General features: G+C 71.2%; 19 protein-coding genes, 4 tRNA genes and 1 riboswitch. Of the genes, 18 read left to right on the plus strand and 5 right to left on the minus strand.

What is annotated here, in order from left to right; genetic code table 11:
• Positions 1-16: 16 nt before the first annotated feature.
• A riboswitch (cobalamin riboswitch) is annotated at positions 17-197 on the minus strand.
• A 76-nt stretch (positions 198-273) separates the two neighbouring features.
• Complete coding sequence (locus ASG73_RS15885; protein ID WP_082567312.1) at positions 274-1,959, plus strand: S8 family peptidase; 1,686 nt, start codon at positions 274-276, stop codon at positions 1,957-1,959.
• On the opposite strand, the gene ASG73_RS15890 is transcribed toward ASG73_RS15885, so the two are convergent.
• From ASG73_RS15890 to ASG73_RS15900, 3 genes are all read right to left on the minus strand, one after another.
• Positions 1,956-3,161 carry a MarP family serine protease gene (locus ASG73_RS15890; RefSeq protein ID WP_055997443.1) on the minus strand — a complete coding sequence of 402 codons (1,206 nt, stop codon included), beginning with the start codon at positions 3,159-3,161 and terminating at the stop codon, positions 1,956-1,958. The two genes, ASG73_RS15885 and ASG73_RS15890, sit on opposite strands and share 4 nt — an antisense overlap.
• A gap of 126 nt (positions 3,162-3,287) precedes the next feature.
• Complete coding sequence (locus ASG73_RS15895) at positions 3,288-4,007, minus strand: NADPH-dependent F420 reductase (RefSeq protein WP_268766370.1); 720 nt, start codon at positions 4,005-4,007, stop codon at positions 3,288-3,290.
• 91 nt (positions 4,008-4,098) lie between these two features.
• Positions 4,099-4,170 (minus strand) — tRNA-Lys (locus ASG73_RS15900).
• A gap of 114 nt (positions 4,171-4,284) precedes the next feature.
• Between ASG73_RS15900 and ASG73_RS15905 the strand changes: the two genes are divergently transcribed.
• From ASG73_RS15905 to ASG73_RS15940, 8 genes are all read left to right on the plus strand, one after another.
• Complete coding sequence (locus ASG73_RS15905) at positions 4,285-4,587, plus strand: urease subunit gamma (protein ID WP_055997449.1); 303 nt, start codon at positions 4,285-4,287, stop codon at positions 4,585-4,587.
• Complete coding sequence (ureB, locus tag ASG73_RS15910; RefSeq protein ID WP_055997452.1) at positions 4,584-5,039, plus strand: urease subunit beta; 456 nt, start codon at positions 4,584-4,586, stop codon at positions 5,037-5,039. The genes ASG73_RS15905 and ureB overlap by 4 nt, the downstream gene beginning before the upstream one ends.
• A 5-nt stretch (positions 5,040-5,044) precedes the next feature.
• On the plus strand, positions 5,045-6,745 hold the full coding sequence (locus ASG73_RS15915; RefSeq protein ID WP_327077501.1) for an urease subunit alpha: 1,701 nt from the start codon (positions 5,045-5,047) through the stop codon (positions 6,743-6,745).
• Positions 6,746-6,752: 7 nt separating this feature from the next.
• Positions 6,753-7,427 carry an urease accessory protein UreF gene (locus ASG73_RS15920; RefSeq protein WP_200946888.1) on the plus strand — a complete coding sequence of 225 codons (675 nt, stop codon included), beginning with the start codon at positions 6,753-6,755 and terminating at the stop codon, positions 7,425-7,427.
• Entirely contained in the window at positions 7,420-8,145 is a 726-nt protein-coding gene (ureG, locus tag ASG73_RS15925; RefSeq protein WP_055997461.1) for an urease accessory protein UreG, read from the plus strand. The genes ASG73_RS15920 and ureG overlap by 8 nt, the downstream gene beginning before the upstream one ends.
• The gene (locus tag ASG73_RS15930) at positions 8,142-8,891 is read left to right on the plus strand and encodes an urease accessory protein UreD (RefSeq protein WP_055997464.1); all 750 of its coding nucleotides are present in this window, start codon (positions 8,142-8,144) and stop codon (positions 8,889-8,891) included. Before ureG ends, ASG73_RS15930 begins: the two co-directional genes overlap by 4 nt.
• A 66-nt stretch (positions 8,892-8,957) precedes the next feature.
• Positions 8,958-10,214 (plus strand): NAD(P)/FAD-dependent oxidoreductase, encoded by a 1,257-nt coding sequence (locus ASG73_RS15935; protein ID WP_055997467.1) that lies wholly within the window; start codon positions 8,958-8,960, stop codon positions 10,212-10,214.
• A 57-nt stretch (positions 10,215-10,271) separates the two neighbouring features.
• Complete coding sequence (locus ASG73_RS15940) at positions 10,272-11,384, plus strand: acyltransferase family protein (RefSeq protein WP_055997470.1); 1,113 nt, start codon at positions 10,272-10,274, stop codon at positions 11,382-11,384.
• 142 nt (positions 11,385-11,526) lie between these two features.
• On the opposite strand, the gene ASG73_RS15945 is transcribed toward ASG73_RS15940, so the two are convergent.
• On the minus strand, positions 11,527-12,783 hold the full coding sequence (locus ASG73_RS15945) for a DUF445 domain-containing protein (RefSeq protein WP_055997473.1): 1,257 nt from the start codon (positions 12,781-12,783) through the stop codon (positions 11,527-11,529).
• Positions 12,784-12,824: 41 nt separating this feature from the next.
• Here ASG73_RS15945 and ASG73_RS15950 point away from each other — a divergent pair, with 41 nt between their 5' ends.
• The 8 genes from ASG73_RS15950 to ASG73_RS15985 all read left to right on the plus strand — a co-directional run bounded on the left by ASG73_RS15950 (position 12,825) and on the right by ASG73_RS15985 (position 20,473).
• The gene (locus ASG73_RS15950; protein WP_055997476.1) at positions 12,825-14,261 is read left to right on the plus strand and encodes a GuaB1 family IMP dehydrogenase-related protein; all 1,437 of its coding nucleotides are present in this window, start codon (positions 12,825-12,827) and stop codon (positions 14,259-14,261) included.
• A 4-nt stretch (positions 14,262-14,265) separates the two neighbouring features.
• Complete coding sequence (locus ASG73_RS15955) at positions 14,266-15,312, plus strand: PHP domain-containing protein (RefSeq protein ID WP_055997479.1); 1,047 nt, start codon at positions 14,266-14,268, stop codon at positions 15,310-15,312.
• A gap of 212 nt (positions 15,313-15,524) precedes the next feature.
• Entirely contained in the window at positions 15,525-17,390 is a 1,866-nt protein-coding gene (locus tag ASG73_RS15960) for a polysaccharide pyruvyl transferase family protein (protein WP_055997481.1), read from the plus strand.
• Positions 17,380-19,290 (plus strand): polysaccharide pyruvyl transferase family protein, encoded by a 1,911-nt coding sequence (locus ASG73_RS15965; RefSeq protein ID WP_055997484.1) that lies wholly within the window; start codon positions 17,380-17,382, stop codon positions 19,288-19,290. The genes ASG73_RS15960 and ASG73_RS15965 overlap by 11 nt, the downstream gene beginning before the upstream one ends.
• Positions 19,287-20,090, plus strand: a complete 804-nt coding sequence (locus tag ASG73_RS15970; RefSeq protein WP_055997487.1) for a glycosyltransferase — start codon at positions 19,287-19,289, stop codon at positions 20,088-20,090. The genes ASG73_RS15965 and ASG73_RS15970 overlap by 4 nt, the downstream gene beginning before the upstream one ends.
• A gap of 97 nt (positions 20,091-20,187) precedes the next feature.
• Positions 20,188-20,260, plus strand: a tRNA-Glu gene (locus ASG73_RS15975).
• A 39-nt stretch (positions 20,261-20,299) separates the two neighbouring features.
• Positions 20,300-20,373, plus strand: a tRNA-Asp gene (locus ASG73_RS15980).
• Between the two features lie 26 nt (positions 20,374-20,399).
• A tRNA-Phe gene (locus ASG73_RS15985) sits at positions 20,400-20,473 on the plus strand.
• Between the two features lie 111 nt (positions 20,474-20,584).
• Here the strand turns inward: ASG73_RS15985 and ASG73_RS15990 are convergent.
• On the minus strand, positions 20,585-21,046 hold the full coding sequence (locus ASG73_RS15990; RefSeq protein ID WP_055997490.1) for an adenylyltransferase/cytidyltransferase family protein: 462 nt from the start codon (positions 21,044-21,046) through the stop codon (positions 20,585-20,587).
• A gap of 101 nt (positions 21,047-21,147) precedes the next feature.
• Here ASG73_RS15990 and ASG73_RS15995 point away from each other — a divergent pair, with 101 nt between their 5' ends.
• Positions 21,148-22,059, plus strand: a complete 912-nt coding sequence (locus tag ASG73_RS15995) for a glycosyltransferase family 2 protein (protein WP_055997493.1) — start codon at positions 21,148-21,150, stop codon at positions 22,057-22,059.
• The last annotated feature ends 112 nt before the right edge of the window (positions 22,060-22,171 follow it).

Here is a 22,171-nt window from a genome sequence, read left to right on the forward strand (position 1 = left end):
CTGATCGCGAGGCCCGGTCGGATGAGACGAGCCAGCAGGTTTTCGGACTCGGGATCGATCCGACGGGGTTCCTTCCCGGACCTCTCGGTCCAGTGGTTCCTACCCCGCCAGTCACCCATACCGCTGCGCGACAGCTCCGGACTCTCACCGGATTCCCTTGCACTGGTGTGCGTCTGACTCGCTCTGGACTCTACGGCACCATCCTCGCGACCCGCCCTCCCCCCTTCGCCCGATCCGTAGACTGCGACGACTGCTCGGACGAAGGGGACGGACATGCACGCACGCACGGCCTGGGGCGCGCTCCTCGCGCTGACGATGACCGTGGGCGGCTGCTCCGTCCTCGGGGGCGACTCCCCCACGAGCACCACCGCCAGCACCACGCCCGCGCCGTCGAGCACCCCGGCGGAGACCGCCGTGCAGACCTTCACCCCGCCGAAGGAGGGCCGCGACTGGGTCGTCGTCGCGAAGGACCCCGCGGACACGCAGGGCATCGCGACCGCCCTCAAGAGCGACGGGCTGGCCCTCACCTCGATCAACCCGGCCATCGGCATGGTCACCCTGCGCAGCCCCGACGACGACGTGCAGGAGCAGGCGTTGGGGATCGACGGGGTCTCCGCGGCCGTCACCGACCGCAGCGCGGGTTGGACCCCGGACGAGCCCCAGCTGCCCACCGCGGGCGACCTCACCCCGGCGAAGGACATCCCGGCGCCGCCCTCGGCCCCTGACGGCGGAGACCCCTTCGACGGTTGGCTCTGGGGCACCGCCGCCATCGACGTCGCCGGTGCGCACGAGGTGACCACCGGCCGTCGTGAGGTGCGGGTCGGCGTCATCGACACCGGCATCGACGCCACCCACCCCGACCTCGCGCCCGTGCTCGACACGGGCCTGTCGCGGTCCTTCGCCACCGACATGCCCGACATCGACGGGCCCTGCGAGGTCGACAGCTGCGTCGACCCCGTCGGCGTGGACGACGGCGGGCACGGCACCCACGTCGCCGGCACGATCGCCGCCGCGGCCAACGGGCTGGGCGTCACCGGCGTCGCGCCGGGCGTGACCCTCGTGGACCTACGGGCCGGCCAGGATGCTGGGCTGTTCTTCATCGGCCCCACGGTCAACGCCCTGACCTATGCCGCCGACCAACGCCTCGACGTGGTCAACATGAGCTACTTCGTCGACCCGTGGCTCGTCGCCTGCCGCGGTGGGGCGCAAGAGGACTCGCCCGAGGAGGCAGCCTTCCAGGATGTCGCGATCGAGCTCATGCACCGCGCCTACGACCTCACGGACAAGGCCGGTGTGACGATCGTCAGCTCGGCCGGCAACGAAGGCGCCGACGTCGGCGCCGCAGGCACTGACGAGACGAGCCCCGACTACGGCGGAGTGGCACACGACCGCACGGTGGACCCCACGAGCTGCGAGCGCCTCCCGCTCGACGGTGAGCACGTCATCGGCGTCGCCTCGGTCGACGAGGACGGTGCCCGCTCGACCTTCTCCAACTGGACCTCCGACCCGAGCGACCGCCGGATCGACATCGCGGCACCCGGCGGTCAGGAGCCGGACGGCCGCGGAGGCATCCTCTCCGCGATGCCGCGTGACCTCGCCCGCACCGAGGGTGCCATCGACGACGACGGACGGGTCACCGAGTCCGGCAACCAGCGGGTCGTGCGCAGCTGCCCCGACGGCATCGGCGACACCGACCCGGACCCCGACGAGCGCTGCGGGCTCTACACCTGGCTGCAGGGGACGTCGATGGCCTCACCACACGTCGCCGGGGTCGCCGCCCTGGTCATCAGTGCCCACGGCGAGCGCATGCGGCCCGACGACGTCGCGGCGAAGCTGGGGAAGAGCGCGACCGACGAGCCCTGCCCGGCCGACGAGGGCGCCGTCACCTGCGAGGGGACGACGCAGCTCAACGGGATCTTCGGCGAGGGCATCGTCGACGCGGCTGCAGCGGTGCGCTAGGCCGCGCAGGAGCCGGTGCCGACCGCCGACGTGGCGCGCACGCCCTCCTCGACGACGGGGCGCGTCTCGTCGAGGGTGAGGACATAGCCCGTGCCGTCGTCGCTGACGGACTTGGCGAAGACCGTGCCGACGACCTGGCCGCTGGCCGACAGGAGCGGGCCGCCGGAGTTGCCGTGCTCGACCCGGGCGCTCACGGCGTAGAGGTCGCGCGTCACGCCGGGGGTGCCGTCGATCGCCGTCCCCCGGGCCTGGATGCGCTCGCGCACGCGGCCGGCCTCGACGTCGTAGGGACCGCTGAGCGGGAAGCCCGCGACGGCGACGGAGTCACCTCGCGTCAGGTCCGGCCCCGAAGGGAGGGGCGCTGCCTGCAGCTCCGGGACGGCCAGGACGGCGACGTCCCGGTCCGGGTCGAAGGCGACGACTGTCGCTGCGAGGGCTGCACCGGTGCCACCGACCCGGACCGTGGGGCTGCTCGTCCCGGCGACGACGTGGGCATTGGTGACGACCCTCTGCGGCGCGACGACCCACCCGCTGCCCGACGAGCCGCGACCGCAGGCCGGGGCCAGCGCGGTGACCTCGACGACCGACGCCGCGGCCGCCTCGACGCCCCGGCCCTCGACGACTCCGGGCTCGGGTGGCTCGACCGCACGGATGGGTTCGCGACCGACGCCGGAGAAGACCCGCGGCAGCCCGTCGGTGGCCAGCCGCTGGTAGGCGCTCGACAGCGCCCGGTCGGTGCCGGCGGGCATGGCCCGGTCGATCTGCTGCAGGACGCGTGAGCCGCTGAGCCACGTCGGCGAGGGCGAGGGGTGGGCGGCGACCACGGCTGCCGCCATCAACCAGACGACGGCCGATCCGACGACCAGCGCCGCAACCCCACCGAGCAGCGAGTCGACGAGCCGGGTGGGGCCATGGGTGACCCGGGTGCGCCAGCGGGCGCCGATCAGGGCGCCGATGCTCTGCCCGATGCCGGCCGCGACGACCGTCCCGACGACGAGGAGGACGACCTGCGCCACCGGGCCACCAGCGGTCGCCGACCACTGGGCGAAGACCCAGGGAAGTCCCCACAGGGCGAGCAGCCCGCCAGCGACCATGCCGACGATGGACAGCAGGCCGGCGACGAGGCCGGAGCGGTACATGCCGATCACGTAGGCGGCGAGCACGAGCAGCAGGACGAGGTCCAGGATCGTCGAGTGGGTCATGGCTGCGCTCCTCGGGGCGGGGCTGCCGCGAAGGGAGCGGCGCGCACCCAACCCATCACACCCTGCTGGGAGCGGGCTGGCGGTGGGCGAGGAGGGACTCGACCCGGCACCCTGGTCGACGGTCGATCACATGTCGCGGTACCGCTTGGCCGCGTCGAGGGCGGTCCGCAGCACCTCGGCCGTGGCGGGACGGGCAGACCAGTCGGGATGGGACTCACCCGGCTGCACGTACGGCATGACGTAGGCAGTGGTGTCGCGCTGGTAGCGCCATCCCTCGGCCAGCGGCCCGACGTCGAGCGCGTCGTACCCGATGGCGTCGAAGAACTGGCCGACCGTCTGCTTGGCGGCCGCGTCGTCACCCGCGATCGCCAGGGTGGATCGATCCGGGTCGCTCGCGGGTCGCGGGAGTGCAGCGAGGTGGTCGACGTAGATGTTGTTGAAGCCCTTGACGACACGGGAGCCGGCCAGGTGCTCCTGCAGCAGCTCGCTCGTCGTCGTGGACTCTGCATCGAGCTCCTCGATGCGCCCGTCCCGGTCCGGGTAGTAGTTGTTGGTGTCGATCACGACCTTGCCCTGCAGCGGCTCGACGGGAACCTGTCGATAGCTGCTGAGCGGCACCGTCACGACGGCGACGTCCGCCGCCTCCGCGGCCTCGGCAGCGGTTGCCGCTCGCGCACGGGGACCGAGCGACTCGACGAGGGCCGTCAGCGTCTCCGGCCCTCGGCTGTTGCTGACGACGACGTCGTATCCGGCCGCCACCGCCAACCGCGCCACGGTGCTGCCGATGTTGCCACTGCCGATGAGTCCGATCGTTGTCATGACTGCGTCAAGCGAAGAACCGGCCAGCCCATTCCACGAGGACCGGACTCGGGTCCTCGTGGACCCGGTTCCGGGTTGGCACGGGTGATGGTGGCGTTGCCGGGTTCGCGCGGATCGGTGGGCCCCGTGGGACTCGAACCCACAACCTACGGATTAAAAGTCCGCAGCTCTACCATTGAGCTAGAGGCCCGCGTGGCGTCGAAAGCGTAACGGAGCCGCGCCCATGGACGGACCGGACGGCCGCCCCTTATGGTCGGGAGAGCGCCTCGGTCCCCGCGGTGGCTATGACGAAGCGAGGCTGCGGATGAACTTCACCCCGTCCGACACGGAGAAGCTCCTGTTGAGCGTCGCCGGCATGGTGGCCCGCGACCGACGTGAGCGGGGGGTGCTCCTCAACCATCCGGAGTCCTTGGCCCTGCTCTCCTGCTGGGTGCTCGAGCGGGCTCGCGAGGGAGCCCTGGTCAGTGACCTGATGAACGACGGACGGCACGTCCTCACCCGCGACGAGGTGATGGAGGGCGTGCCCGAGATGATCCCGGACGTCCAGGTCGAGGCCACCTTCCCCGACGGGCGCAAGCTCGTCACGATCACGGAGCCGATCCAATGATCCCCGGCGAGATCCGCGCCGCATCAGACCAGCCCATCGAGCTCAACAGCGGGCTCGACTCCCGCACGCTGGTGATGTGCAACGACGGCGACCGGCCGATCCAGGTCGGCTCGCACCTGCACCTGCCCGCTGCCAACCCGGCCCTCGGGTTCGACCGCGAGGCCGCCCAGGGCTATCGCCTGGACATCCCCTCGGGCACGTCGGTGCGCTTCGAGCCCGGGGTCAGCAAGACCGTCGGACTGGTCGCGCTCGGCGGTCGCCGCGAGGTCCCCGGCCTGCAGCTGATGGAGCACAAGGACCTGCCGCGGCACGAGCGTGAGCCGCGGCCCGTGGTGCCCTTCGGCACTCCCGGCACGGAGACGGAGACCCCCCATGTCGCCCGCGCGACCCGGGTCAGGCTGAGCGACGAGACGGCCGACGAGGTCGAGGCCAAGGAGGACGAGCAGCCGTGAGCCGCATGGACCGCCGCGAGTACGTGAGCATGTACGGCCCGTCGAAGGGCGACCAGGTGCGCCTCGGCGACACCGACCTGTGGATCCAGGTCGAGGAGGACCGCACGGTCGGCGGTGACGAGATGGGCTTCGGGGGTGGCAAGACCATCCGCGAGTCGATGGGTCAGGCCCTGACGAGTCGCTCCGAGGGCGCCCTCGACCTGGTGATCACCAATGTCGTCGTCCTCGATCACTGGGGCATCGTCCGCGGCGACGTCGGCATCCGCGACGGCCGCATCGTCGCGATCGGCAAGTCCGGCAACCCTGACGTCATGGACGGGGTGCACCCCGATCTCATCGTCGGCCCCGGGACCGACGCGATCGCCGGCGAGGGCAAGATCCTCACCGCGGGCGCGGTCGACACCCACGTGCACTACCTGCACGAGACCGAGATGCTCGAGGCGCTGGCCACCGGCACGACCACCGTCGTCGGTGGCGGCACCGGTCCGACCGAGGGCTCCAAGGCCACCACCGTCACCCCCGGTGCGTGGTCGCTGACGATGATGCACCGCGCCTTCGACCACATCCCGCTCAACGTCATCTTCCTGAGCAAGGGCAACACGGTCAGCATGAAGTCGCTCGAGGAGGACGCGCTCGCCGGTGCAGGCGGCTACAAGGTGCACGAGGACTGGGGCGCGACCCCGGCCGCGATCGATGCGGCACTGCGCGCCTCGGACGCCTTCGGGCTGCAGGTCGCCCTCCACGCCGACAGCCTCAACGAGACCGGCTACGTCCAGCACACGCTCGATGCGATCGCCGGGCGCGGGATCCACGTCTTCCACTCCGAGGGAGCGGGCGGTGGTCACGCTCCGGACATCATCATCACGGCTGGTGAGGCCAATGTGCTGCCCGCCTCGACCAACCCGACGCTGCCGCACACGGTCAACACCGTCGCGGAGCACCTCGACATGCTCATGGTCGCCCACCACCTGAACCCCCGCATCCCCGAGGACCTCGCCTTCGCGGAGTCGCGGATCCGGGAGACGACGATGGCCGCCGAGGACATCCTCCAGGACATGGGTGCCATCTCGATCACGTCCTCCGACGCGCAGGCGATGGGCCGCATCGGCGAGCTGATCTCCCGCACCTGGCAGGTGGCCCACGTGATGAAGCACCGGCGCGGATCCCTGGGGACCTCGCTGCCCGCCGACAACGAGCGGGCCCGCCGGTACGTCGCCAAGTACACGATCTGCCCGGCGGTCGCCCACGGCATCGACCACGAGGTCGGCTCCGTCGAGCCCGGCAAGATGGCCGACCTCGTCCTGTGGGACCCGGCCTTCTTCGGCATCCGCCCGGCCTCGGTCATCAAGGGAGGCGCCATCGTCAGCGCCGCCCTCGGTGATCCCAACGGCGCCATCCCCACGCCGCAGCCCGTCTTCATGCGCCCGACCTTCGCGGCGGCGCCCGGCTCGGCACCGCACCTGGCCACCTCCTTCGTCTCCCCGCTCGCGATCGAGGACGGGCTCGGCGATCGGCTCGGGCTGACCCGGCGCCTCACCGCTGTCCGGCCGACCCGTGCGATCGGCAAGGCGGACATGCCCAACAACACCGCGCTGCCGCGCATCGAGGTCGACCCGGAGACCTTCGCCATCACCGTGGACGGCGAGACGGTGCGCCCGCAGCCCGTCGACGTCGTGCCGCTCGCCCAGCGCTACCTGATGTTCTGAGGTGCCGGTGGACACCGCCGATCTCGGCGCTCTGCTCCTCGCGGACGCCCGGCTCCCGACGGGCGCCCACGCGCACTCCGCCGGGCTCGAACCCGCGCTCGTGGCCGGTCTGCGCGCGGACCGGGTCCCGGCGTACATCGACAGCCGGCTGCGCACCGTCGCGCTGGTCGAGGCCTCCGCCGCAGCCCTGACACTGCGACTCGTGCGCAGCGACCCCTCGGCCTCGCTGCGGGTCCAGGACGAGCTGCTCGCCCGCATGCCCACGGCACCCTCCCGACGCGCGTCGCAGCTCCTCGGACGCGGCCTGCACCGGCTGGCGGTCCGGCTCTGGGGGGACCACCCGGCCGTCCGGGGCATGGCCGGCCTCGACGGACCACCGCTGCGGCCCATCGCCCTCGGGGTCGTCGCGGCCGCGCTCGGCATGCGCGAGGAGCAGGTCGCCCGGGCCAGCCTCTACGACGACGTGCAGACCATCACGGCGGCGGCGCTCAAGCTGCTCCCCGTCGACCCCACGGACGCCACCGCGTGGCTGCTCGCGAGCGCGCCGGCCCTCGAGGCCGGGGTCGCTGCCGCGCTCCTCGTCGACGACGACCCGACGCACCTGCCCGCACACACCGCACCACTGGTCGAGCAGCACGCGCTCGACCACCACACGAGAACCAGGAGGATCTTCGTTGCCTGACACATCCCAGCGTCCGCTCCGTCTCGGGGTGGCCGGCCCCGTCGGGACCGGCAAGAGCACCCTCATCGCGACCCTGTGCCGCGAGCTGTCCGCGCAGTACGAGATGGCGGTCGTCACCAATGACATCTACACCGACGAGGACGCACGGTTGCTGCGCTCCGCCGGCGTGCTGCCCGTCGAGCGGATCACGGCGGTCGAGACCGGCGCCTGCCCGCACACCGCGATCCGCGACGACGTGACCGCCAACCTGCTGGCCGTGGAGGATCTCGAGCAGGCCTTCGACCCGCTCGACCTCGTCGTCATCGAGAGCGGCGGCGACAACCTCACCGCCACCTTCAGCCCCGCACTCGTCGATGCCCAGCTCTTCGTCCTCGACGTCGCCGGCGGCGGCGACGTGGCCCGCAAGGGGGGCCCGGGCGTCGAGCGAGCCGACCTGCTCATCATCAACAAGACCGACCTGGCACCCCACGTCGGCGTGGACGTCGAGCAGATGGTCACCGATGGCAGCGCGGCCCGAGGTGGTCTGCCCGTGCTGGCGCTCAGCCAGTCCTCGCCCGAGGCGGTCGCCCGCCTGCGCGAGTGGGTGGTCGCCCTCATCGAGAGCCACCGAGCCGGTGAGCACACGCCGCAGGACCCCGGGCCGATGGCGCCGCACTTCCACGCGGACGCGACCGAACCGCACTCCCACGCCGAGCCCCACGGGCACCCCCACCCGTGACCGGCCCCGCGCCGGCGCGGGTCGTCGTCGAGCGGGTCGGGGGCCGTACCCGGATCACGGAGCTGGTCGCCAGCCAGTACCTCCGCCCCCGCCTGCTCGGCGGCGACCGCGAGCTTCCCCGGGTGGCCCTCGTCGCCAACTGCGCCTCCCTGCTCGCCGGTGACGACCTGCACCTCGACGTGCGGGTGGGCGCCGGCGCCCACCTCGAGCTCGTCGAGCCCTCGGGGACGGTGGCCTACAACGGGCGCGGCGGCCTGGCCCGCTGGTCGGCACGGGTGCGGGTCGAGGAGGAGGCGAGGTTCGTCTGGGGGGCCGCCCCCTTCGTCATCGCGCAGGGTGCCCAGGTGCACCGCAGCACCACCCTCTACCTGGAGCGGGGCGCCGTCGGCCTGGTCCGCGAGACCCTCGTGCTCGGTCGCAGCGGCGAGCAGGGCGGCGACCTGCGCTCCACCCTGCGCGCCGACCTCGAGGGGCGCCCCCTCTTCGTGGAGTCGCTCACGCTCGACGACGTGCGACTCAGCAGCTCTCCCGCGGTGCTCGGCAGCGCACGCGTCCTCGACACCGTGGCGCTGCTCGGCCTGCGGCCGGACGAGCTCGCGGACCCGCACGAGACCCACCTGCACGGGCCGGGAGCCCTCCGCCGCGAGCTGAGCGAGCAGGCCCACCTGACCGAGGCACTCGTGCGCCCGACCTGGGTGCGGTGGCGGGATCTGGTCACCCTGGGCACGCCCTCTTTGCCCGCGTGACGTGATGTGGGGCACAGTGGACTGGTTGCCGCGGAGACCCTGCGGCCCGTTGCCCGAGAGGACGCCATGAGCACCCCAACCCCCGCCCCCCAGAAGGTCGCCGTCATCGGCGCCGGCATGGTCGGACTGTCGACCGCGTGGTTCCTGCAGGAGCAGGGGGTCGAGGTCGAGGTCTTCGACCGAGAGGGGGTCGCCGCCGGCTCCTCGTGGGGCAACGCCGGGTGGATCACGCCTGGCATCTCCACCCCGCTGCCGGACCCCGCGGTCCTCTCCTACGGGATCAAGGCCGTCATCTCCCCCGCGTCACCCGTCTACGTCCCCGTGACCGGCGACCCGCGGCTGCTGAAGTTCCTGGCAGCCTTCACGCGCAACAGCACGATGCGCCGCTGGAGCCGCTCGATGCGCTCGCTCGTGCCGATCAACGGCCACGCCCTTCCCGCCTTCGACGACCTGGCCGCAGGCGGCGTGAGCTCCCCTGCCCACGAGGCCCGTTCGTTCGTCGCGGGCTACGAGACGCGGGCCGAGTCCGAGTTCCTGCTGACCGAGCTCGAGCACATCGCCGACTCCGGTCAGGACGTGGGCTTCGAGGTCCTCTCCGGCGACGAGGTGCGCGCCGCGGAGCCGACCTTCTCCGACCGCATCGGCGCCGGGATCCGGCTGCTCGGGCAGCGCTACGTGAACCCCGGCGAGTTCGTCGCCGCCCTCGCCGACTCCGTGCTGGCCCGCGGCGGCAAGATCCACGAGGCTGCCCGGGTCACCGGCATCATCGACGAGGCGAAGGGGGTGCGCCTGGCCCTCCACCAGGCCGGCACCCAGTCCTTCGACAGCGTCGTCGTCGCCACGGGCACCTGGCTGGACGACCTCGTGCGGCCCTTCGGTGTGCGCATGCACGTCCAGGCCGGGCGTGGGTACAGCTTCAGCGTGCCGATCGACCACCAGCCCAAGGGACCCGTATACCTCCCCGCGCAGCGCGTGGCGTGCACGCCGCTCGGCGACCGGCTGCGGGTGGCCGGGATGATGGAGTTCCGCAAGCCCGAGGCAGCGCTCGACCCGCGCCGCATCGACGCGATCGTCGATGCCGCCCGCCCCTTCCTCACCGGGGTCGACCTCGACGACCGGCAGGACGAGTGGGTCGGCTCGCGCCCGTGCACCTCCGACGGGCTGCCCCTCATCGGGGCCACGAGCTCTCGCCGCGTGCACGTCGCCGGCGGTCACGGGATGTGGGGCATGACCCTCGGGCCGGCCACCGGCCGCCTCCTCGCCCAGTCGATCGTGACGGGCCGACCCGCCCCCGAGCTGACCCCCTTCGACCCGCTGCGGTGACGGGCGACACGTCCCCTCGACGTGACGGCCCGTTACCGATCCGTTACCTTCGAGGGGATGTCTTCCCCTGTCGCAACCCTGCTGTCCGGCCGCGACAACTCATTGGGCGCCGTACGACTCGGTCTCGCGGCGGCCGTCATCCTGGCCCACTCCTGGCCGCTCGGCGGCTACGGGGCCAGCGCCATGGAGCGCTTCGGTGCAGTGGGGGTCGACGGGTTCTTCGCCCTCTCCGGCTTCCTCATCGCGGGCAGCCGGGTGCGCAACGACTTCCGGACCTACATCACCCGTCGAGCCCGGCGGATCTTCCCCGGCTTCTGGGGCTGCCTGCTCGTCATCGGCTTCGTCTTCGCGCCGCTCGGTGGGCTCGTCGGCGGCCATGGGTGGAACCCCGCGCAGTCGTTGTCCTATGTCCTCGACAACGCCACGCTGTGGATGACCAACCCGACCATCGGCGCCACCCTCGCCGGCGCGCCCAACCCGGGGATGTGGAACGGCTCGCTGTGGACGCTCATGTACGAGTTCGCGGCCTACCTGCTGTGCGGCGCCGCGCTCGGCATCGGCTGGGTGCGCCGCAACCTCGTGACCTCGGCCGCGATCGCGACGCTCGCCCTGCCCGTCCTCAGCTGGTGGGTCGGCGACCTCTCCGGTGCGGCGCACATGCTCACCAGCGCCCTGCGCCTCTTCTCCTTCTTCGCCGTCGGAGTGCTCGCATACGCGCTGCGCGACCGCCTGCACACCACGACGCCCCTGGCGATCTCAGCGGTCGTCCTCGTCGCGGCCCTCGGCATCACTGACGAGGCCGCGCTCAACCTGCTCTCGCCGATCCCGCTCACCTACGCGCTGCTGCACATCGGCGGCACGTGGAAGACGTCGATCGCGGCCAAGGAGGACCACTCCTACGGCCTCTACGTCTATGGCTGGCCGGTGCAGCAGCTGCTCGGCATGGCCGGCCTCGGGGCGCTCGTCCCGGTCCCCGTCTTCGCAGCCGTCTCCTTCGCCTGCACCCTGCCCCTGGCCATCGCGTCGTGGCGGCTCGTGGAGCGGCCGGCACTGCGCCTGTCGCTCCCTTCGCTGCCCGCACGTCCTGCAGGGGACCTGCACCCGGCCGACCTGCCCGTGCACGTGCGTGAGCACGTAGACCACCGCGCGGCCTTCGCAGCGCACCGCTGACAGCTGGGCCGTCGCCCCCAACGCCTGAGGCAGGTCACGTCATGCACCTTGATCGCAAAAATGGTGCATGACGTGACCTGCCTCAGGTCCGTGCGCCCTGGCCCTGCCTCAGGTCCGTGCGCCCTCTACCCCTGCCTCTACCTCAGGAGATCAGCACGCTCAGCGAGTGGATCACCAGGCCGGCGAGCGCGCCGACCACGGTGCCGTTGATCCGGATGAACTGCAGGTCGCGCCCGACGAAGAGCTCGATCCGCTCGCTCGCCTCGTCGGCGTCCCAGCGCTCGACGGTGACCGAGATGACCTCTGCGAGCTCGTCGCCGTAGGTGTTGACGAAGAAGGCGACGATCTCGCCCAGGTGGGTCTCCAGCCGCTCCTGCCAGACCTCGTCGTGCTCGAGGTGCTCGCCGAGGTGGGTGAGCAGCTCGTCGCCGCGGCGCCAGAAGTAGGACTCGTGGTCGGCCATCGCCCCCATGAGCGAGGTCCGCAGGGACTGCCACACGGCGACCGCGCTCGTCGGCACCTGCGGGTGCGCCAGCAGCCGCTCCTTGAGTGCCTCGGCGCTGGCCATGACCTCGGGGTCGTGCTGCAGGTCGCGGGCCAGCCGGGTCAGCAGGTCGTCGAGGGCGGTGCGAGCCGGGTGGTGCGCATCGCTGCGCATCTCGTCGAGCCAGGTGAGGGCCTGCCGGTAGGTCCAGTCGATGACCTTGCCATCCACCCACTCGGGGGTCCACCACGGCGCCTTGTCCCCCACGACCTGCTTGAAGAGGTCGGGGTTGTCCGCGAGCCACCGGCTGATCTCGTCGATCCCGAGGTCGACCATCCCCTTGTGGCTCCCCCCTTCGACCACGCCCTCGAGGAGCGAGCCGGCAATCGGGCTGATCGGTTCCTTCGCCAGGCGCGGGAGCAGCAGCTGGCTGAGGAAGTCGTGGACGTCCTCGTCCTCGACGCGCTCCAACGCCCGCGTCCCACCGCGAGTCGCCTCGGTGAGGACGCGCTGACGGTTTGCCGAGATCGACAGCCAGGCACCGAGCCGCTCGGCGATGTGCGCCGTGGCGAGGCGGTCACGGGCGATCTCCTCCGTGAGGAAGTTGTCCGCGACGAACTCCTGCAGGCTGCGCCCCAGCTCGTCCTTGCGCTTCTTGACCAGCGCCGTGTGCGGCACCGGGATGCCGAGCGGGTGGCGGAAGATCGCCGTCACGGCGAACCAGTCCGCGAGCGCGCCGACCATCGCGGCCTCGGCGGCAGTGTTGACGAAGCCCCATGCCCCCGAGTGGTCCAGACGGAGGGTCACGACGTACACGACCGCAGCGAGGACGAGCAGGCCCGTCGCCAGGGTGCGCATGCGTCGCAGACCGGCGCGGCGGCGTTCGTCGGCGGGGGTCTCTTGCAGGAAGCTCACGCCCCAGATCTTCCCCCATCTGCACACCTAGACTCGCGACCGTGGACTTCCTCAACGGCCTCATGCCCCAGTTCGACCTCACCTACGACGACGTCTTCATGGTGCCGCGGCGCAGTGATGTCGCCAGCCGGCACGGGGTCGACCTCGCGACCAACGACGGGACGGGCACCACGATCCCGCTCGTCGTCGCCAACATGACGGCGATCGCCGGGCGCCGGATGGCGGAGACGACCGCCCGCCGCGGAGGCCTGACCGTCATCCCGCAGGACATCCCGGTCGAGGTGGTCGCCGAGGTGATCGCCTTCGTCAAGGGACGCGACCTCGTCCACGACACCCCGATCACCCTGGAGCCGAGCACCACGGCCGGTGAGGCCCTCGCCCTGATCAACAAGCGGGCCCACGGCGCCGGGGTCGTCGTCGAGGACGGTCGCCCGATCGGGGTGGTCACCGAGAGCGACCTCGAGCGCGTCGACCGCTTCACCCAGGTCCGGGACGTCATGTCCCCCGAACCGATGACGATCTCCGCCGACGCGGACCCGCGGACCGCCTACGAGGAGCTGCACCGAGCCCGCCGTCGGGTGGCTCCGGTGGTCGATGCCGACGGCCGCCTCGTCGGCATCCAGACGAGGAAGGGGGCGGTGCGCGCCAGCATGTACACCCCCGCCGTGGATGCACAGGGACGGCTGCGCATCGCCGCAGCGGTCGGCATCAACGGCGATGTGGGCGGCAAGGCAGCGGCGCTGCTCGAGGCCGGCGCCGACGTGCTCGTCGTGGACACGGCACACGGCCACCAGACCAAGATGCTCGACGCCCTCGCGGCCGTGCGGGCGCTCGACCCGCAGGTACCGATCGCCGCCGGCAACGTCGTCTCGGCCGCAGGCACCCGCGAGCTCATCGAGGCGGGGGCCGACATCGTCAAGGTCGGCGTCGGACCCGGCGCGATGTGCACCACGCGGATGATGACCGCCGTCGGACGCCCGCAGCTGTCCGCGGTCCTCGAGTGCGCTGCGGCCGCCCGTGAGCTCGGCAGGCACGTGTGGGCAGACGGCGGCGTCCGCCACCCCCGCGATGTCGCCCTCGCGCTCGCGGCCGGCGCCAGCAACGTGATGATCGGCTCGTGGTTCGCCGGGACCCTGGAGTCCCCCGGCGACCTCGTCACCGACTCCGACGGTCGGCGGTACAAGGAGTCCTTCGGGATGGCCTCCGCACGCGCGGTGCAGAGCCGCACGGCGGCGGACTCCCCCTTCGACCGGGCGCGCAAGGCGCTCTTCGAGGAGGGCATCTCCAACTCGCGGATGTACGTCGACCCGGCCGGACCCGGCGTCGAGGACGTCATCGACGAGATCATCGGCGGCGTGCGCAGCTCGTGCACCTACGCCGGCGCCACGTCGCTCGAGGAGTTCCACGAGCGCGCGCTCGTCGGCCTGCAGTCGACGGCCGGGTTCGCCGAGGGCCGACCGCTGCACACCTCCTGGTGACGCCGTGAGATCCCTCGAGCCACTGCAGGCACCCGTCGACCCGATCGAGGCCCTGCGCCGAGTCGGCTTCCTCCTCGAGCGCTCCCGGCAGCACAGCCGCCGCGTGGAGGCCTTCCGCGGTGCGGCCCAGGTCCTGCGCGACCTGGACGAAGGGGAGGTCGCGCAGCGGGTCGAGGCCGGCACGATCACCGACCTCCCGGGCATCGGCAAGTCCACCGCCGGCGTCATCGAGCAGGCCGTGCGCGGCGAGCTTCCCGACTACCTCGCCACCCAGCAGGACGAGCACGGCGGGCCGCTCGTCGAGGGCGGTGAGGCCTACACCGCGGCGATCATCGGTGACTGCCACCTGCACTCCGACTGGTCCGACGGGGGCAGTCCGATCGACGAGATGGTGCTCACCGCCGTCGAGCTCGGCCAGGAGTGGATGGTCCTCACCGACCACTCCCCACGTCTGCGGATCGCCAACGGGCTGTCGGTGGAGCGGCTCTCGCGTCAGCTGGACCTGATCGCGCGGATCGACGACTCGCTCGGCGACGCCTTCACGCTCCTCGCCGGCATCGAGGTCGACATCCTCGACGACGGCGAGCTCGACCAGACCCCCGAGATGCTCGGTCGACTCGACCTCGTCACCGCGTCGGTGCACTCGAAGCTGAAGATGGCCAAGGACCCGATGACGCGACGGATGGTCGCTGCAGTCAGGAACCCTCGCGTCAACGTGCTGGGCCACTGCACCGGACGCCTGGTGACCGGCGGGCGCGGCACCCGGCCACAGAGTGACTTCGACGCCCGAGCGGTCTTCGAGGCCTGCGCCGAGCACGACGTCGCCGTCGAGATCAACTCCCGCCCAGAGCGTTGCGACCCGCCGGACGAGCTCGTGGCGCTGGCCCTGGAGATCGGGTGCCTCTTCGCCGTCGACTCCGACGCGCACGCCCCCGGTCAGCTCGAGATGAAGGCGTACGGCGCCGAGCGTGCCGACCGCCTCGGAGTCCCCCTGGACCGCATCGTCACGACCTGGGATGTCGAGCGCGTCCGCTCGTGGGCCGCAGGCTGAGCCTCGGGGCTCCGCCCGGACTGCCCTCGTCCCACCGGTTGGCCACCTGGGCGACATGCCGAAGTCACTTTGATGCGGGAACCTTCGGCGGGGCAACCACCGGTCCACCGCTGCACTGGGCACAATTCACGGTGTGGGAGCGATGGTCGCCTGCCCCCCGCACGAGCACACCCTGACCGAGCACTGTGCACGAAAGAGGCCCCGAGTTCCCGATGACCACAGACACTGAGCGCCTGATGGCCGCAGACACTGCGAGCGTGCGCGACGACATCGTCGTCTGCTCCTTCTACACGGACGACGACTACTACCGGGCGCACGCCGACACGCTGCGCGGCAATGTCGAGGGGCTGGGTGTTCAGCTGGAGCTCGAGGAGATCCACAAGGGACCCGACGACGACTGGGCCGACCTGACCCGGCGCAAGATCGGCTTCCTCAACGGCGTGTGCCTGGCCAACCCGGACAAGCGCGTCTACTGGATCGACGTCGACTGCTCGCTCCTGGCCTTCCCCGAGTTCATCGCCTCGACGACCGCCGACCTCATCGGCTTCCAGCGCGGCTTCGGGACCCCCTCGTCGATCGGCTACCTGTCGAAGACCCGCTTCTGGGAGCCCTGCTTCTTCGGGATCAACACCACGCCCGCGGCCCGCAAGTTCATGGCCGACGCAGCGACCTTCGAGCGCGAGATGGACATCAAGGCGACCGACGACTACTTCTTCGAGGAGTCGTGGCGCGCCAACGGCGCCAACATGACCTTCCAGATCATCCCGTCGCCCGCGATGCTCTCCAAGGCTCAGGCCGACAGCGGCATCACCCCCTTCTTCTCCTTCGGCGCGAGCGGCAATGTCGCCGAGTTCAAGGACAAGGTCGAGCAGCACTCCGCGATCGGTGGCAAGGCCGTCGGCGCCGTCGGTGGCGCGCTCATCGGCGCCATGTCCGGACGGACCGCCGCCAAGCACGTGGCCCTCCAGGCCGCCAAGCGCGTCGAGCGCGCCCTGCCGGTGCAGGCCGCGCACCGGCTGCGCCGCATCGCCGACCGCACTGGCGTGACCCACCGCCTCACCGCGCACACCGCAGGCCCCGGGAGCACCCGCCCGAGCACCCAGGCCAAGCTCGTCAACTGGATGATCTCGTCCGGCCAGAAGGGCGACGCGGCGGCCGTCGAGAACTTCTACGGCAAGATCGAGGACCGAATCGTCCCCGGCAAGCCGGAGATCGCCGCCAAGGAGGTCGCCAACTCCTTCGCGCACTACGCCACCCCCGAGCGCCCCGGCACGCCGGTGGCGCTCGCCTGGTGGGTCAAGCCCTTCCCCGGCAACTTCGGCGACTGGCTCAGCCCGCTCGTGCTGGCGCACGAGACGCCCAACCCGGTGCGCTACATCCCGACGACCGCCAAGACCAACGACCCTCACCTCTTCACCATCGGATCCGTGGGTCGCTTCATCAAGCCCTCCTCGATCGTCGTGGGGACGGGCATCAGCACGACCGAGCACCTGCTCGAGGGCAGCGCGTCGTACCACTCGGTGCGCGGTCCGATCACGGCCCAGGCGCTGCGCGACTCCGGTGGACCCGACGTCGAGTCCTTCGGCGACCCGGGCGTGCTGCTGCGCCGGGCCGTCCCGCTCGAGCGCGGGGAGACGACCGGCCGGGCGACGCTGGTGCGCCACTTCACCCACGCCAACGTCCCGCTCGTGCTGCCGGACCACGTCGACGAGATCGACGTGCGGATGTCCCACCCCGCGAGGATCCAGGCCTTCCTCGAGCAGCTCGTCGGCTCCGACTACGTCCTCACCAGCGCGATGCACGTGATGATCGCCTGCCACAGCTATGGCATCCCCTGTGGGCTGATCAACTTCGAGGGCCTCCAGAACGCCGTCCCCGGCACCGGCATCAAGTACGCCGACTACAGCCGCGGCGCCGGGCTCGACAAGGACTACGACCCGCAGCTCATCCGCTTCGACCTGACCAAGATCTCGCTCGAGGACCTCGTCTCGCAGGTCCGCCTGAGCGACGACAAGCTCGACGAGGTGGAGCAGGCCATGCGTGGCGGCGTGGAGGAGTACCTTCGCCGTGCCGAGTGACCAGGTGGTCGCCACGGCCGGACCGACGTCCCTGACGACGGCCCCCGCTCGAGAGAGCACGTGGCGGCACCTGCGAGAGGTCTTCCAGCGCCTCTTCCCCACCCCGGGAGCGAAGGGGGAGGCCGCCGGCCTCGCCCTCGTCATGGCGAGCGTGCCCGTGATGGAGATGCTCGTCATCCGGATGTTCACCCACCTCATCACGACCGGTCCGCAGACCCTCCAGCGTGACCCGGGCGCGGTGGTGCGCAGTGGCGCGCTCTTCTTCGTCCTCTTCGCGCTGGCCCGCGTCGTCCACCACGTCGTCAAGATCGCCCGGATCTCGGTCTTCCGCCGCCGCTTCGAGACCTCGCTGGCCGACCGCAACCGCGCCCAGGAGAGCTGGGACTGGGCGATGGCGCTCGAGCTGTCCAACCAGATGGTCGGCATCGTGCAGATCATCGCCCTCGCGGCCCTCATCGCGGTCCTGGACCCGGTGACCGGCCTGGTCAACGCCATCGCGTCCGCCACCGTCCTGGCGATCATCATCTGGCTCTTCTCCCGGCACCTGGGACTCCAGCGCGACTACGTGGCCATGGGCAACCAGCCGGGGACCATCTCGGTCGGCGAGCGCATCGGCACCCGGATCCGCACCTCCGAGCTCGGCGGCATCATCGGCAGCCTCGGCCTGGTCGTCACCCTCGTGTGCGTGCTCCAGCGCACCGTGCAGGGCGAGGTGGCGGTCGGCGACGCCGTCGTCTTCCTGCTCGCGGGCCGCATCGCCTTCGGCCAGGTCGGCAACCTCTCCTCCTCGATGATGCGCTTCGCCCGGGCCTCCGCCCGCGCCAACACCACGCTCGCCAAGGCCGCCCGCGTGCGGCCCTCGACCGAGCAGCTGCAGCAGGCGATCCCGGCCTCGAAGGCCCCCGTCTGGTTGCTGGCGGCCGGGCAGCGGGGCGACCGCGAGATGATCGCGACGATCATGGAGCGGGTCAGCCCCGACGCGCGGCGCAGCGAGGCCGTCACCGCGGCGCAGGGTGCCGCGGTGTCCTTCGCCGCGCACGTCACCGCCCACCCGGGGAACGAGCCGCTCCCCCTCGCCTGGTGGCCCAAGCCCCTGCCCGGCAATGCCGGCGAGTGGATGAGCCCGCTCGTGGTGGGCACGCACGCGCGGCGCAGCATCAGCTATGTCTCCCCGACGTCGTCTCCCACCGAGCCCCACCTCGTCGGCCTCGGCTCCCTCGGGCGCTTCATCACCCCTTCGTCCGTCGTCGTCGGCACGGGCATCAGCTCCACCGCCCACCCGATGGCGCCCGACGCGACCTATGTCTCGCTCCGCGGCCCCATCTCCGCAGACCTCCTCACGCGACGGGGCGGTCCGGCCGTCGACCGCTGGGGCGACCCCGGCCTGCTCCTGCGCCGTCTCGTCCCGCTCGAGCGCGGCGAGGGCAACGGCCGCGTCGCCCTCGTCCGGCACGTGCTCCACGCGAGCGCGCAGGTCACCACTCCCGAGGACGTCGACGACCTGCCCCTGCTCTTCAGCCACCCGGACGAGGTCCGCGCCTTCCTCGCCTCGCTCGTCGACCACGACGCCGTGCTCACGAGCTCTCTGCCGGTGCTCGTGGCCTGCCACAGCTACGGCGTCCCCGTGGGCTTCGTCGGTCTCGAGGGCCTGGACTCCGCACGCGCCGACGGGCCCCTGAAGGTCGAGGACTACGCCCTCGGCGCCGGCGTCGAGGTCGCCCTCGACATCCCACACCTGCCGCTCGATCTCACAGGGATCGACCTGCGGGCCCTGACCACGCAGGTCCGGGTCGACGACGACAAGCTCGACGAGGTTGCCGACGCACTCACCGAGGCCATCGACACGGTGGTCGAGGACCTCTCCCTGAACCACGACGAGGACGACGAGGACGACGGATGAGCCTGACGACGACCAGCCCCATGAGCAGCTCCACGAGCAGCGCGCTGTCCCAGCTGACCATCGGCTGGTCGAGCCTGGCCGAGCGCACCGGCGCGATCCGAGTCCCCGACGGCGCGGACGAGGTCGAGGTGATCGTGGCCGTCCAGGGTGGGCTCGACCGGGTCACCCCCCACCACGAGTGGGACCGCCTGATCGACGTCCCCGGTCGAGGAGTGGCCCGCAGCCGCAACGCGGTCATCGAGGCCACGACCCGCCGCTACCTCCTCTTCTGCGACGACGACGTGCAGGTCGATCTCGAGGGTGTTGCGGCCGGGATCGACTACCTCTCCCGGTCGGGCTCCGCCCTGGCTCTGGGCCTGGGCACGACCCCCGACGGGGTGGTGCGCAAGCGGCGGCCCATGGGCGGCCGAGAGAGACTCACCAGCTTCTCCGCGGCCCGCGCAGCGACCTACGAGATGCTCGTCGACGTCGAGCAGGTCAAGGCTGCAGGCGTGCGCTTCGACGAGCGCTTCGGCGCAGGCGTCGACCTCTACCTCGGTGACGAGTACCTCTTCATCTTCGACCTCTTCCGGGCAGGGCGGCGAGCGGACGCCATCGACTACGTCTACGGCGTCCACCCGGCCGACAGCTCGGGTCACCGCTGGGGGGCAGGTGACGCCCGGGTCCGCGCGGCGGTGCTCAACCGCGCCTTCGGCCGACGGGCCCCGATCGTCCGGCTTGCCTTCGCCATCAGGCGCGCGGACAAGCTGGGTGGATGGCGTGCAGCCGCTCGGTTCGCCCTCGATCCCACGCGCCCGTGAGGACGTTTTGGCGTTCGGCCAGATCTTTCGTATGCTTTCCGAGTCCTCGACGGATTCGGGTGCTGCCTGCTGCGTAGCGAGGGGTTCTCGGAGACGGGTCCCCATCGTCTAGCGGCCTAGGACCCCGCCCTTTCACGGCGGTAGCACGGGTTCGAATCCCGTTGGGGATACGCACGAAGCACGAAAGTACGAAGCCTTGTACGACACAAGGCCCTGTAGCGCAGTTGGTTAGCGCGCCGCCCTGTCACGGCGGAGGTCGCGGGTTCGAGTCCCGTCAGGGTCGCTCGCTGGTCCAGTTCGGACCGGCTCGGCCAGGTAGCTCAGTTGGTACGAGCGTCCGACTGAAAATCGGAAGGTCGGCGGTTCGACCCCGCCCCTGGCCACACCAAGCCGTAGGTCCTCACCGACCTACGGCTTTTGGCATGTGCACCTGGCGCGCGCACAGCCCCTCCCCACGCCCGCGGGTGGCCGTCACCACCGCGCGAGCGGGTCCCTCAGCTGAGTTCCTTGACGATCTGACCGATGTTGTCGATGGCCCGCTTCAGCTCCTCGACGTGCCGGGCGTCGAAGGCACTGAGCACCCGCTTCATCTCCGTCGTGGAGATGCCGTCGGTGCGGGGCAGGTACACGACCTCGATGTCGTCGGAGATGTCGTCGAACTTGCCCGTCCAGTCCGCACCCATGCCGAGGATGTCCACGTCGTAGGTGGCGATGTCCTCGGCCTTCTGGCTCCACCGGTCCTCGGGGATGGCCAGATCGACGTCCCTGATGTTCTGGACGATCTCCAGGCGCTGCTCGAAGGGCACGATGGGCCGCTTGCCCTTGATGGCGTTGAACTCGTCGGTGGACACCGCCACGATGAGGCGGTCACCCAGCGCGCTGAGCCGTTTGATGATGTTCAGGTGTCCGATGTGGAAGAGATCGAACGTGCCGTAGGTGATGACAGTCTTGCCCATGAAGTGGTGACCTCTCGCAGCGGCGCTCGGGACTGAGGGGCCTCAGTCTATGGGCCCTCGACGTAGGCTCGTTGCACGTCCACCTGTGAGGAGCACCCCCGATGAGTTCGTCGCCGCGCGCTGCCGACGCCACGGTGACCCCTGTCCCGCCCACCCCCCGCATCGACGTCGTCGTGCTCTCCCAGGGCGACCGGTACGAGGAAACGCTGCGTGCCCTGGAGTCCGTCCGGGTCCAGACCGACGTGTCCGTCAAGCTCATCCTCGTCGGTAACGGCTGGGACCCCGAGGGCTTCGCCGAGGACGTGCACACCGTCCACCTCTTCGACAACCTCGGGCCCGTCGAAGGGCGCAACATCGGGGTGACGCACGGGAGCGCGGAGTTCATCCTCTTCCTCGACAACGACGCGTGGGTGCCCGACTCAGACGCCCTCTCGCGGGCCTTGGAGCACTTCCGGGCAGACCCGCGCATGGGCCTGGTGCACGCCCGGGTGGCCGACACCGACGGCGTCACCCTGCGGCGCTGGGTGCCGCGCGCGCACGTGGGCGACCCGACCGTCGGCGGCCCCGCGTTCGCCGTGTGCGAGGGCGTCGTCCTCCTGCGGCGGGCAGCCTTCGAGGAGGTCGGCGGCTTCCCCAGCATCTTCTTCTTCGGCCACGAAGGGATCGAGCTGGCCTGGCGTCTGCGCGACAGAGGCTGGGAGCTGGTCTACGAGCCGGAGTTCCTCATCCACCACCCGGCCACCGAGGCGACCCGGCACGCCCTCTTCTGGAGGCTCAACGCCCGCAACCGTGTCTGGGTGGCCCGCCGCAATCTCCCCCTTCCCCTGGCCGTGCTCTACGTCGCTGCGTGGACCGGGGTGACGGTCCTGCGCTCGTGGCGCCAGCCGCAGGACCTCCGACACTGGTTCGCGGGCTTCCGCGAGGGCCTGGTCAAGGACCCCAGGGGGAGGCGGCCCATGAGGTGGCGCACCATCCTGCGGCTCACCCGGATGGGTCATCCCCCGATCCTGTGAGCACGCCCCTCGGCTGCGGTGCGAGCGTGTCGGCGCAGCCCCGGGACGACGTCCGTGAACTACGGTGACCATGACCGTCATCCGTCCCACAAACCACGTCAAAGGAACCCCT

This window comes from Janibacter sp. Soil728 (assembly GCF_001428305.1).
Lineage (GTDB): Bacteria > Actinomycetota > Actinomycetes > Actinomycetales > Dermatophilaceae > Janibacter.